The sequence below is a fragment of the Sphingobacterium sp. BIGb0116 genome (assembly GCF_024808035.1).
Classification (GTDB): Bacteria; Bacteroidota; Bacteroidia; order Sphingobacteriales; family Sphingobacteriaceae; genus Sphingobacterium; species Sphingobacterium paramultivorum.
The window spans coordinates 410803-424109 of the sequence record NZ_JANUDT010000005.1 but is presented as its reverse complement, the minus strand read 5'-3'; the positions used below and the strand labels follow the sequence as shown (position 1 = coordinate 424109).

The window sequence follows — 13307 nt, the reverse complement described above, 5'->3', positions numbered from 1 at the left end:
TCTACTTTTGTATAGTTAACAAAATTGATATGAAGATTAATAAGTTATTTATTGTTGCGGCTTGTGCGGGTACATTATTTGCATCTTGTGGTCAAACAGCTGCAGATAGACAGCGTCAATACTCTAATGCATCCTTAGCGGATGGTGATGCTTTCGCAATGATTAAATTCGTTGGCGAAAATGGAAACTACTTGGTAAATCTTGCCGATGTAGCTGCAAAACAATCTACCTCAACAGAGGTGAAAAATGTAGCCGCAAAGATTAAAGAGGCTTACGCAACAGTTTTACCAGAATTGGACAATTTAGCAAAAGAATTGCATGTTGGCGAGGCGCAACGTGGTGTGCCTGCATTTCAAGTTCCAGCTTCAGTTGGTTCGGACAGCACAGCGGCATTCAACGATAAAGCATTTTTAGCACTTGTGGTTAAAAAACAAGGTGAGATCAATACAAGATTGTCTCATGAAGAACACAATACAAACAAGGATGTTATTCACCTTTCGGAAGAGTCTTTGAAAAAAGTGGAAGAGATCTACAAATTAGCTGGCGGTAAAGTTGAAGAACACCATCACTAAGAAATAAGATAAATAGAAGGAAAGGAGTATTCATTAAAATGAATATTCCTTTTTTTATGAGTTTTTTGCTGGCAATAATGGATTTTCTGTATGGAATTGTGATAGGTACTGCGTTTCGATAGCATGTGCTAGTTGTATCCTGAGTCAGTTGATTGTCAGCGAGATGATTTTGTCGGGAAATGAGTTTATATTTTTGATCAATAGGAATTTTAGTTGTTTTACGACAATATCAGGTGTTGTGCACGCAAGAATTCCTTGTAATAATCGTTTGTTATTTGTTAAATTAATGATAACTTAACATTTGTATAACATAGTTTTTAATAACTGTGTTTATTTTAGCGTAATTTAATGAAATCGTATATAAAGTGAGATACGCCGCAATAGATATAGGCTCCAATGCAGTCCGTCTTTTGATAGCTGACATTATAGGACAGAAAGACCAATATAATTTTAAGAAAAATACACTGTTACGTGTTCCACTCCGTTTGGGAGATGACGCGTTTATTCATCAGGAAATTTCACCAAGGAAAGCCGAGAGTTTGATCAAAACGATGAAGGCTTTTCGGGAGTTGATGGATGTTTATCACGTGGAGGATTATATGGCCTGTGCGACGTCGGCCATGCGTGATGCGCGAAATGGGGCTGACATTGTTGCGGAGGTCAAGAAAAACGGTATAAACATCGACATTATCGAAGGGGCAAAGGAGGCTGAGATTATTTACAATAGTCATTGGGATAATAAGATGGAAAAGGACAAAGTTTACCTTTACATTGATGTTGGTGGCGGTAGCACTGAATTATCGTTATTCGCCAATGGTGTTTTGGTTAATTCTAAGTCTTTCAACTTGGGTACGATTCGTATTTTGGACAATCAGGATAAGGCAGAAACCTGGGATGAATTGAGGGAATGGGTACGTAGCAATACGCATATGTATAAGCAAGTCGTTGGGATCGGTACTGGCGGTAATATTAATAAGCTTGCACGCCTCTCTAATGAGAAGCTGGATAAACCATTATCCTATGCCAAATTAAAAGCGGTATATGAACATTTATCTTCCTTTTCTTTAAAAGAGCGCATTATTTTATTGGGGTTAAACGAAGATCGTGCGGATGTAATTATACCTGCAAGTGAAATTTTCCTGACGATTATGAAGTATGGCCGTCTAAAACAAATCATTGTTCCAAGGGTTGGACTTGTTGACGGTGTAATTAGAACCTTGATCAATAGGAATTTAGTGAAATAATGCTTTAAAAAGCAATTTTCGACTTGTAAAAGAGCGAAAAATCTTTATTTTTGTGATACCAAAGGTGAGTATGAGCCCAGGTGGCGAAATTGGTAGACGCACCATCTTGAGGGGGTGGCGCTCGCATGGGCGTGGCAGTTCGAATCTGCTCCTGGGCACTTAAGGAGACACTAGTCAATAGTAGTCTCCTTTTTTTATGAACAAAATATATCTCACATCCAAGGCATATGATAAATTTGATAATAATAAAGCTTTATTGGTTTATTTGGATAAAAATTTACATCGGGGCCGGTTCTAAGTTTATGGACCTAAGTCTTATAAGAAGCTATTCTGTAATTTGCTCGTGGTGTTTATCTTGTATAGATAGGTTTTCCAGGAAACCAATTAGCGCCATTACCACCACAGGTAAATACTTTCTGCTTTCTCTATTATTTTCCATTTTCTTATAAAAAGCAATGTTTACGGTTCGCTATTCTAATTTTTAACCCCATTTGCGCTAGTATATTTGGGCATTGTTAACGAATTTGTCCGATGCTGTAATAATTGGGCTGCTGAACTGTAGTTTATTTTGAATCAGACCCCTAAATACAAATAATGCTAGAGACATACAATGTATAAAAATAAGACTTGCTGTCATGATTAACCTATATAGTACAAACAGTCGTATTACGAATAATAGACTAACAACCACGAATAATGAATAAGTTGCAACAAATAATAAATAACCGTAAAATTAGTTAAAGGCGTTTCTATTTTTACTTCCATAAAATAAAGACCTGCTTCAAAAGCATGTTATGGTTTAACAAAAAAATAGAAACAATGAAAAAATTAATGATGAGTTTGATGGCCGTTGCGCTGCTATCTACAGTGGCTTCTGCAAAGACAACAGAAAAGGCTCCAAAAGAAAATGTCAATGTTAAAACGACGACTTACCGCCTTCCTAAAACGAACACCCTCGTGAAGGTCACCGAAGAGGTCAAAGAAAGCAAAGGCCAATTAACGCATTGTGTTTTTGTATTGAGTTTTTATGACTATGATACGGCACAATTGGTCGGTACACATACTTCAGACACCTATACGAGTGGCGGTTGTGGATCGTTCTTTAGAGCGTGTAGAGCTTTTTGGGGTGTTTAATGCAGTCGATCGCTCTTGATTTCAACCAGCTGAGAGGCTTCTGCATTTTCACGGTGTTACAAAAGATTAAATCTAAGCGGGGTGAAAACCCCGCTTTTTTTGTTTTGGACTGATGAAAAAAAATGTTATCTTCGATTATTATATTTAATTTATCAGATAAAAAAGTGCGAGCGATCCCTGTTTTTAATGATAACGGAATTTGAAACCGAAGAACTTCAATATGCACACTAGAAATTTTTTACTTCTTCTTAGCTCACTGATATGGCTAAGTTGTACAAAAGATCCCATCGAGCCAAAGGTAGAGCCCCCAGAGGTGGTGCCTACAGATACCACCAAAAATGAACCCACTGTTCCGCCAGATAAGTATGAAATTCGAAAAGTAGAGTTTCAGATGAATAAACTGTTCGCTGATGACTATATTGATGAAAAGGTTTTCCTGGGTGGACTTTGGAGCCTCAAAGATACCCTTGAAGGTCCCCAGCTAGAAAGCCTGGAAGCAAAAGCAAAAAAAGTTAAATTCCATTTTTTGTCTGATAACGATTTCTCTGTAGATATGGGGTTCTTTGAACCCAGCTATGCGAATGGCCTTGCTTATGCCAATAAGTTCGAAAAATCGAAACAGGCGAGCAGCATGAATTTCTCCTCCAGTACTTTTGAAGATTACGCCGAAATACAGGGATTTCTTGGTAATTCGAAGGATGTAAAAAAGGCCCTATCCCTTGTGAGACATGCAGATTCAACGACGATCAGTAAACCCAATAGTACACTTCGGATAGGCAATGTCAATAAGCTTACAATATATATTGATTATACGGAGTATTATGAAGCTTATCCAACATCGGAAGTAGAGGCATTAACCAAAGCCGGCTATTCTCCTTATGTGCTTGCTTCGGTGACTTATGGTACTCATATGATTCTGATGGGAGAAACTGATTCAACACGGGTAAGGCTCAATACAGCGATAGACAAAATATTGGAAAAGAAAGCGCTGGATGACATAGATACCAAAGTCCTGGATTGTAGTAGTCTGCTGATCTACTATCGTGGTGGCGGGAAGAACAGTTTTATTCAGTATCCAAAAGGAGCCCAGGCTATTGGGGCAGCACTCCGCGATATGCTCCTTTATGTGAGTCAGACGGAAAATATCTTTAATTATCCACTTACTTATGACTTCATGAGCCTGAAAGACTATAGTACCTTAAAGTATTATAATATATTCGATATTAGGGTTAAAAAACAAAAGTAAACGAGCGAAAAAACGGCATCGGTTAAATACAAAAACGGCATCTAAATCTAGATGCCGTTTTTGTATTTAACCGACAAGCTGCTGAACTGTGTATTGATATCGCAAAGCTATTCAATACGTAGGGGTATTTTACTTATTCCGTTTCACTGATTTCCTTTAGCCGTTGCAAAGCATCTGGCCAAGCTTCATTAAAGTAATCGATGTATTCGTCGTTTGTATCAACATCCACTTTCAATAATGTTTGTCCCTCGATGGCTGAAAAAGAATAGTTTTCTAACGCTCCTGCCCAATCTTCAACAGTTGGTCCGGATAAAATTTCCTGGCCCTTATCTAAGATGCCAAGGTGGCGAATAGATACATATGAATTTGGAATATATTCAGCAATCTCTGCTACCATTCCGCCTTTTTCACCATTTTCATTGACGCCGGTAAAATGAATTCTTTGTCCCTTTTCCCAAACGCCTTCGAAATCAGAACTCGGATTGAACGCACTGGTCCATTGTTTGTACGTTTCTTTATCGAGCATTGTTTTAAAAACCCGCGACACAGGAGCATCAATCTTAATTTGATAGGTCAATTTCTTCATCTTTCTATTGTTTTGGAAAATTGGGATCGGCTTTTATTTCAGCGATCTGTTTGGTATGACGTGCACAATGTGCAGCAATAAACATCAGGGCTTGGTAACCATCAATTGGACCGGTTGGGGAGTCGCTGACATGATTTCTAAGATCTTCCGCATCAGCTTTTTTGATATAATCAAGTACTGGCTGACGCGCGGCATTGAAATCAGCGAGTGCTGTTTTCACATTTTTATAAATCTCCTCCGGTTGGAGTTCCTTGGGTGCCTGATATTTGTGACTCCTGTCTGTGAGTGCATTCTTGAGATTGTCATCGGTCATCTTGATCTCTTTCCGCCTTTCAGGTTGTGGATCTTGATCCAGGCCTTTTTTTGCCATGTCAAATATCATTCGTTCTGAACGAATGATATGTTCAAGGCATTGACTGATGGACCATTTGTCAGGCGCTGGTTTAAATTGGAGCTGCGCTTCGCTTAAACCCGCAACCTGCTTTTCAAGTTCCGCAGTTGTTTGATTAAAGTATTGTAATAGCGAGTCGGTTCCCACATAATTACGTTTTAAGCTCTGTTTTTTTAATATCAGCGCAATGTTTTCGTTCTTTTGCTCGAGCAATAATCGTGATTTAGCTGACAATGGAGCTAAGGAAGCAGTTGCTATACTTGCAATTGCTATCATGTTCATAATTAGATTCATAGTTTAATACGTATTAAAATCGTAAAAATAAATGTCACTACTTCTTTACAATTATAACACATTTTTGTTTTCTATATCTTTCCATAAGGCAAGAAAAGGTGGGGAGGCCGGCTCCCTAATCAGAAGGTAATAATTCCTTAGATAGTGGCATCAATTGCTGGATAAGGGACGTATTGTATAATAAGTGTTTTTTGTACATTTATTAAAATAAAACCTTATCTTTAACGTAATAACTAACCTACTATTTGAGTTAATCTATGTTAAATCACAATTATACGCGCTATTTTGGACGTTTACCATTAAAACCTTGTGTTTTGGTATGTATCGTATCTTTATTGGGCACAATTGCTGTAGCGCAGCAGACATCGGTATCTAGTCCTGATGGAACTTTGACCGTTAAGTTGGATCTGAAAAATGGCAATCTATTTTATGAGGTTGAACTGGAAGGGAAAACGATGTTGGAAGCTTCTCCGCTTGGGCTTCAAAGCAAGACGATAAATTTAAGTGATAATTTGCATCCAGTAGCAGAAAAAAGAGCTGAAATTTCGACCAATTATAACGAGTCAAAAATCAAACGCAGTCAGGTAGCGTATAAAGCGAATGAATTGCGTTATTTGTTGGAGAATGCTTCAAAGCAACAGATTGAGGTTACTTTCCGTGTTAGCAACAGCAATATAGCATTCCGATATTATGTGCCTCAGGTAGGCGAGCCGGCCAATTTTGCATTAATAAAGGAGGAGAGTGGTTTTAAATTTCCACTCATTACAACAACATTTTTAACAGCCCAAGCTTCCCCGATGATAGGCTGGATGAAAACAAAACCAAGTTATGAAGAGGAGTATCAGGTAGATCAGGCCTTAGGGGTACCTTCGAAGTATGGTGTTGGATATACTTTTCCTGCGCTCTTTCATGTTGGGGATCGTGGATGGGTACTCATTTCGGAAACGGGTGTATCAAGCGCATATTGTGCATCCAAGTTAAGCGAAGGTACGAAGGATGGCCTTTATAGTATTGCTTTCCCGGAAGAAGGGGAGAACAATGGCATTGGACGTGCAGCTCCCACAATTTCATTACCCGGTTATACACCTTGGCGCACACTGACTATCGGGAGCAATCTAAAACCCATTGTGGAGACGACCATTCCTTTTGATGTTGTAGAGCCGCAATATCCGGCGTCGAAGAAATACGAATTCGGACGGGCGACGTGGAGTTGGCTGGAATGGCAGGATGGTAGTATTAATTTTGAAGACCAAAAGAAGTTTATTGATTTGTCAGCTTCAATGGGTTATGAATTTGTATTGATCGACAATTGGTGGGATACAAAGATCGGTCATGAAAAAATTGAACAATTGGTGGCTTATGGAAAGGAGCGGGGTGTAGGTATTTGCCTGTGGTACAATTCGAACGGATTCTGGAACGACGCACCGCAAACACCAAAAAATAAAATGAATACTTCGATCGCACGTAAAGCCGAGATGCAATGGATGCAGCGTGTGGGCATTAAAGGAATCAAAGTTGATTTTTTTGGAGGTGATAAACAGGAAACACTTAAGCTTTACGAAGATATTCTTTCAGATGCAAATGATTATGGGTTAACAGTTATATTTCATGGATGTACTTTACCGCGGGGTTGGGAGCGTATGTATCCGAATTTCGTGGGTAGTGAAGCTGTATTGGCTTCCGAAAACTTGATTTTCACACAACATGCAAATGATACGGAGGCATTTAATGCGACTTTACATCCATTTATTCGCAATGCCGTGGCGGCAATGGATTTTGGTCCGGTTTTGCTGAACAAACGTCATAACCGTGAGAATAACGGTGGTACTATTCGCAAAACGACAGAAACATTTCAATTGGCAACCGCGATTTTATTTCAGACTCCAGTGCAAAATTTTGGATTGACACCCAATAATCTACAGGAAATGCCAACCCATGTGATTGATTTTATGAAACAGGTACCTACAACCTGGGATGAAACAATTTTTATTGATGGTTATCCAGGTAAATATGTTATACTTGCCCGGAGAAAGAGTGATACATGGTATATAGCGGGTATAAATGCCGAGGGCAAAGAAAAGATTGTATCGGTGAATTTGCCCATATTGAGTACGGATGCGGTACAGCTAATCGACGATAACATCGCCCGGGAATCAAAACAGAAACAAATTCGACTTTCCAAAACAAAGACCATCAAATTGACATTGCAACCTGATGGCGCGATTGTTTTAATCGGAAAATAAATAACAGCGCTCTTCTGACGAATTGAATCATTCTTGATAAACTGAATTACTCCAGGCTAAGTGAATCAATCTTGACTAATGGAAACTACCGCACAGATCCATTAGTCAGGACGAAGAGTTCGGATTTCTAGGATCTTGTGGCTTGTAGATCCTGCCCCGGCCTTAATTTTTAGTTCTATTTTGGTTTTACCTGTACCATCAATGGGAAGCTTTATACGTATTGTTTTAATGGTTGGCTTCTCGTCCTTGTCTTCCATTGTGCAGATAGTTTTACCATCGACCACAACCTCAGTTACCCTTGATGAGTTGTCTGCCAGCAATTTGATTGCTATCAGTTGGGTCTCGGGCGTTATTTTCATCACATAACTAAACCAGTCTTTTGTATCGCGCCAGCGTGTATCGCCGAATGCCCCAGCATTGCTATTTTGCTCGTGAAAAAAGTGATCTGATTCCGGCTGTTGCTCTCCAGCGACGACCTTATCGACTGTTTTGGCAGCTAGTGCTAAGCTTTCTATTTCATCACTGTTCATTTTCTCCTGTAACGCCTCTAGTTCCTTTTCTGTTGCTTGAGGCCAATAGATCATATAACGGGAATCATGAATACCGAAAAAGGGTTCTAGTTCCATTTGAATACCTTTTTTTTCCAAATAAAGATCTGAGAGCGTAAAGTGTAAGGGCTTTGATGCTATTGGTTTTACAAGTGTCGGAATATTGTTCGGTTCAGCTTTAAGAATTGGGAGATCACGTAAAGGGATTTGTTTTCCCGATGCAATGTGCCCCATTCGGCTGTCATCGGCCTGAAGTCCCAAAAGATCTTCCTGTCCAGTACGGGCACCCATAACAAGAGGTCCATATAAAATACTATAATAATTGCTTTTATCAGGCAACTGCTCAGTATGTATCCCCATAGGCAATTCAAGACTGACGATATCACCCTTTCGCCATGTACGTTTGATTTGGATATGCTCATTCGTTGAACTGAAATTGTGGTAGGGCTTTCCATTGATCAATACATGCGGAGCTGCGGTCAGCCAGTTGGGTTTACGAATAAACAAGCTGAATGAAGTCGGTTTTTTGGGGTTGATTCGAATGCTTGTGTTGGCTTCTGTCGGAAAGCTCGTTTCTTGAATGACTTCGGTGTTTTTCGCTTTCCAATCCAAGCGTGAAGGAATAAACAAATTGACGAATAAGTCATTGTTGCGTTGTGCATAGATCATTTCACCATATTTGGCGTGGTTTTCCATCCCCGATCCAACGCAGCACCACATACTTGTCTGTGTTTGTGAATAAACGCGATAATGCCCCGGACGGATTTGTGTGAAATAAACTAATCCACCATGTTCGGGATGTTGTGTCGATAAGATGTGGTTGTAAAGAGCACGTTCATAAAAATCGAGGTATTTTCCTTGCGGATCAGTTTGGTAGAGCATTTTTGTGAGCCGTAACATATTGTACGTATTGCAGGTTTCAGGTCCCTCAATGCTATATAACATCTTTGAAAAATCGTCCGTTGGGTTAAAATGCTCACTCACACTATTTCCACCAATAGCAATCGAGCGATGTTCGACAACATTATCCCAAAAGTACCGAACAGCCTCAGCCCATTTTTCGTTGTGGGAAAGGTCAGCGATGCGTTTAAAACCGAGAACTTTTGGAATTTGCGTATTTGCGTGCAATCCTGTTAAATGATCTTTATGCGCTAATAAGGGCTCAAGTATGGATTGATGACTGAATTTACGAGCCAGCTCGAGATAAGTTTGATTTTGGGTAATTGCAGCGACATCAGCAAAGGTTTCGTTCAGTCCACCGTGTTCACTTCGTAACATCTCCTGTATTTGAGCTTCGGAAAGTTGACCAACCAACTTAAGCGCCCAATCAGTCATCTGAATAAGCATGTCTTTCGCAGATTCATTGCCTGTCAACAAGTAGGCATCTCGCAGGCCAGCATAGGTTTTGTGTATATTATATAGCGGTACCCATTTTCCATTCAAGTTAAAGCTACCGGCGTTGATCCGGCCTTGTTGAATCTCTGTCCAACTAATTTTACCCCCAGGTACCCCGCCAATGTATCCGTTTCCATTTGCTTCCTGACAACGTTTCAAGTTGGCCAGCATGTAATCCAGGCGTTCCTTGATGCGAAGATCTCCTGTAGCGGCATACATATGAGCAAGCGCAGATAGATAATGACCTCCGATATGGCCATCTAATCCTGTATTTTCCCAATTGGTATAAGAGTCTTTTTTAAGCGGTAAATTGGCTTCGCGTAAAAATGGAGCCAACAATCGATCCGGGTCCATTTCCAATAAATAAGTGATGTCCAGGTCTTCAGCATGTTTAAAAACTCCAGGTAACAACCTTACATCTCTTAAATCGAAATAATTTAATTGCGGAGTTGTTTGAGCAGATAGCGCCAGACTAAATAAGCTTAAGAGAGCACTGTGCAAAAATTTGTTTTTGAAGATCATATGGACTGAAATTATCATTTGTTATTAACAAGATCTGATGAGCTTGTCTGGTTAGCCGTTATGTATAAAAAAGACCGGTAAATCAAAGATATTAAATGTGTTATTTATTTTAAGTGTTTTTTTTACATTTATCTATACGAGAGAAAAAGGATGGATAGTTTTAAGTTGTATTTACTTGATAATTAGTGTTTTGTTTGTTTTGTACTTAGGGAGGTGAAATGTTGGCCTGCTGGTAAGATCGCAATAAAAAAGCTGATCCGTTTATTTTTAACTATACTTGTATATGAAGAAAGTTAATAGTATTGTTATTTTTTGTGCTTCCAGTTTAGGGAATTCGGCCGTGTATGAAGAGCAAGCCTCCTATGTGGGAAAGGTTTTGGCTGAATATGGTATCCGTTTGGTTTATGGTGGTGGAAGGGTCGGCCTAATGGGGGCTGTTGCGAATGGAGCTCTTGCGCACGGAGGTGAAGTAATAGGTGTGATTCCCGATTTTTTGAATTCGAAAGAAAGAGAGCACACGGGCGTAACAAAACTGATTACTGTTGATACCATGCATGATCGTAAACGAATTATGAATGATTATGCCGAAGGGGTAATCGCACTGCCGGGCGGTTTTGGTACCTTGGAAGAACTTTTTGAAATGATTACATGGGCTCAATTGGGTTTACATAAAAAGCCAGTTGGTTTATTAAATATCAATGGATTTTATAATCATCTAATTCAATTTATTGATCACATGGTCGAAGAGGGGCTTCTTAAGCAGGAAAATAGAGCAATGTTATTGGTCGCTGATACGATTGAAGAGCTGATCGAGAAGATGCAACAGTATGAAGCACCACTGGTTCCAAAATGGATTGAGAAGGATGAAATTTAGGACTTCAATAAATTCTTATGTCATCTTAATCCCGCTCTTATTTCTGACTAATAGCATTCTCATCGCTTTTTAATTTCGATTTAGAGATTTGTAACAGAATTTCTTATTCCTCCATATGTTACAATCTCGGGGTTTTCTAGCCTGTATTTTCATCCTTTCTCCGTTTGGGCTTATTGCTCAAACAGTATCTCAGGATACCATGAAATCGTTCAGAATTGACGAAGTCGAAATTAGTTCGAAGTATTACAAAAGATATAATCCGAAACAACTGTCGGAAGCATTGCGGCTAGAAGCCTCATTGTTAAATATACCACAGCATATTCAAGTGGTGAACAGCGAGATTTTTAGGGATCAAGTGGTACTCAACCTCAATGAAAGTGCTACCCGAAACAGCAGTGGTACATTTCGGGAGGAACTGCATAATGGTATATCTCCAGATATCTATTCGCGTGGCGGCTATATCAGCGCGCAGCGTAATGGCGTTGATATGCGTCCATTGGGAAAAGGGCCTAAGTATCATTTTTTTCAATGATTAATTTTTGAACAACATTTTAGAAGAAATGAACAACAATGAATTGGACTAGAGGTGATATCTTTGTTATGGCTAGATGTTAGAGTTGTTTGATCAGCATAAATACAGCGCTGATCTTCGATTCGGGGGAATCCCTTATATTTTAACCGGCTTTGGGATTCCCCTAATTTAAGCGTGGATAGGAGATATTCTTCTCCCTACACAAAAGGCCCGATCATCCGATCGGGCCTCTTTTTATTTCGTAATTAATGTAATTTACAATCGATTTGCTCGGGCAGTGATTTCCGCAATGTCCACACTTCAATCTCAGATTCTTTTTCTTTTGTTTTCACGCCATCTTTTAACATCGTCATACAGAGAAAGGACATGCTGCAACGACAACTTGAGGTTGTGCATCGATGCTCCTCGATACGTTCGATGTTAATGTCTTTTGCTCCGGACTCTGGTTCTTTGAACATTTGTCCGCCCCCAGCACCACAGCAAAGTTCATTGCTCTTACAACTTATAGGCTTAATGGCAAGGAAAAGGCAGACAGAATTATAAATCTATTGTAATGAGCGATCGAATGACCACTTATGAGATAAAGCAGGTGCTATCTAACGCGACGAGAAAGGTGCTTTTAGGTTTGTTACTTAGTTGAATGCCTGGAAATAAATATCATTTTTTTTCAATGATTAATTTTTGAACAACATTTTAGAAGAAATGAACAACAATGAATTGAACTAGAGGTGATACCTTTGTTATGGCTAGATGTTAGAGTTGTTTGATCAGCATAAATACAGCGCTGATCTTCGATTCGGGGGAATCCCCTATATTTTAACCGGCTTTGGGATTCCCCCAATTTAAGCGTGAACAGGAGATATTCTTCTCCCTACACAAAAGGCCCGATCATACGATCGGGCCTCTTTTATTTCGTAATTAAAGTAATTTACAATTGATTTGCTCGGGCAGTTATTTCGGCAATGTCCAACACCTCAATCTCTGATTCTTTTTCTTTTATTTTTACGCCATCTTTTAACATCGTCATACAGAAAGGACATGCTGCAGCGACAACGTGTGGCTTTGCATCGATGACTTCTTCGATACGTTCGATGTTAATGTCTTTTGCTCCAGGCTCTGGTTCTTTGAACATTTGTCCGCCCCCAGCACCGCAGCAAAGTCCATTGCTCTTACAACGTTTCAGTTCGATCAGCTGGGCATCCAAGCTTTCCAATACTTTTCTCGGTGCCTCATAGACCTCATTTGCACGACCAAGATAACAGGGATCATGATACGTTATCTTCTTTCCTTTGAATACGTTGTTATCCGCTGGTTTTAATTTTCCTTCATCGATCAGGTTTTGGATCAATTGTGTATGATGAATGACCTCATAGTTGCCACCTAGGGATGGATACTCATTTTTCAATGTATTGAAACAGTGTGGGCAAGCCGTTACTATTTTCTTGATTTCATAGCCATTGAGTACTTCGATGTTCATCATGGCCTGCATTTGAAATAGAAATTCGTTTCCACTTCTTTTGGCAGGATCACCCGTACAACTCTCTTCTGTACCTAAGATGGCATATTTTAAACCAACATGTTGTAATATTCTGCAGATATCGCGCGTAATTTTCTGTGCACGTTCGTCAAAACTCCCTGCACAACCTACCCAAAATAGTATATCAGGAGTTTCTCCTTTGGCCAACAGTTCAGCAACTGTGGGAACTTTTAATTCATTTTCCATCAT

The 13307-nt window shown here is 39.5% G+C and carries 11 protein-coding genes, 1 tRNA gene and 1 pseudogene; 8 read left to right on the top strand and 5 right to left on the bottom strand.

Annotated elements, in window-relative coordinates; genetic code table 11:
- Positions 1-29 precede the first annotated feature (29 nt).
- The 5 genes from M2419_RS14730 (at position 30) to M2419_RS14710 (ending at position 4196) form a co-directional block, all read left to right on the top strand.
- Positions 30-572, top strand: a complete 543-nt coding sequence (locus M2419_RS14730) for a hypothetical protein (protein ID WP_159729053.1) — start codon at positions 30-32, stop codon at positions 570-572.
- A 365-nt stretch (positions 573-937) separates the two neighbouring features.
- Positions 938-1816 (top strand): exopolyphosphatase, encoded by an 879-nt coding sequence (locus M2419_RS14725; RefSeq protein WP_120334907.1) that lies wholly within the window; start codon positions 938-940, stop codon positions 1814-1816.
- Between the two features lie 74 nt (positions 1817-1890).
- Positions 1891-1974: transfer RNA gene (locus M2419_RS14720), tRNA-Leu, on the top strand.
- Between the two features lie 661 nt (positions 1975-2635).
- The gene (locus M2419_RS14715) at positions 2636-2950 is read left to right on the top strand and encodes a hypothetical protein (RefSeq protein WP_145331062.1); all 315 of its coding nucleotides are present in this window, start codon (positions 2636-2638) and stop codon (positions 2948-2950) included.
- Between the two features lie 220 nt (positions 2951-3170).
- On the top strand, positions 3171-4196 hold the full coding sequence (locus M2419_RS14710; protein WP_153846130.1) for a hypothetical protein: 1026 nt from the start codon (positions 3171-3173) through the stop codon (positions 4194-4196).
- A 133-nt stretch (positions 4197-4329) separates the two neighbouring features.
- On the opposite strand, the gene M2419_RS14705 is transcribed toward M2419_RS14710, so the two are convergent.
- Both M2419_RS14705 and M2419_RS14700 read right to left on the bottom strand, forming a co-directional pair.
- Complete coding sequence (locus M2419_RS14705) at positions 4330-4782, bottom strand: SRPBCC domain-containing protein (RefSeq protein ID WP_153846131.1); 453 nt, start codon at positions 4780-4782, stop codon at positions 4330-4332.
- Between the two features lie 4 nt (positions 4783-4786).
- On the bottom strand, positions 4787-5455 hold the full coding sequence (locus tag M2419_RS14700; protein ID WP_259255298.1) for a DinB family protein: 669 nt from the start codon (positions 5453-5455) through the stop codon (positions 4787-4789).
- Positions 5456-5724: 269 nt separating this feature from the next.
- On the opposite strand from M2419_RS14700, the gene M2419_RS14695 reads away from it, so the two are divergent.
- The gene (locus M2419_RS14695; protein WP_182332896.1) at positions 5725-7710 is read left to right on the top strand and encodes a glycoside hydrolase family 97 protein; all 1986 of its coding nucleotides are present in this window, start codon (positions 5725-5727) and stop codon (positions 7708-7710) included.
- Positions 7711-7811: 101 nt separating this feature from the next.
- Here M2419_RS14695 and M2419_RS14690 read toward each other — a convergent pair whose 3' ends face one another.
- Positions 7812-10175 carry a glycoside hydrolase family 127 protein gene (locus tag M2419_RS14690; protein WP_153846134.1) on the bottom strand — a complete coding sequence of 788 codons (2364 nt, stop codon included), beginning with the start codon at positions 10173-10175 and terminating at the stop codon, positions 7812-7814.
- A gap of 283 nt (positions 10176-10458) precedes the next feature.
- On the opposite strand from M2419_RS14690, the gene M2419_RS14685 reads away from it, so the two are divergent.
- Together M2419_RS14685 and M2419_RS14680 are read left to right on the top strand one after the other, a co-directional pair.
- Entirely contained in the window at positions 10459-11049 is a 591-nt protein-coding gene (locus M2419_RS14685) for a TIGR00730 family Rossman fold protein (RefSeq protein ID WP_153846135.1), read from the top strand.
- Positions 11050-11164: 115 nt separating this feature from the next.
- Positions 11165-11581 carry a hypothetical protein gene (locus M2419_RS14680; protein WP_259255297.1) on the top strand — a complete coding sequence of 139 codons (417 nt, stop codon included), beginning with the start codon at positions 11165-11167 and terminating at the stop codon, positions 11579-11581.
- Positions 11582-11836: 255 nt separating this feature from the next.
- On the opposite strand, the pseudogene M2419_RS14675 reads toward M2419_RS14680, so the two are convergent.
- Positions 11837-12081 (bottom strand): annotated as a pseudogene (locus M2419_RS14675) (heterodisulfide reductase-related iron-sulfur binding cluster); the annotation flags it as partial.
- Positions 12082-12509: 428 nt separating this feature from the next.
- Positions 12510-13304, bottom strand: coding sequence for a (Fe-S)-binding protein (locus M2419_RS14670; protein ID WP_153846190.1), 795 nt, complete (start codon positions 13302-13304; stop codon positions 12510-12512).
- Positions 13305-13307: the final 3 nt, after the last annotated feature.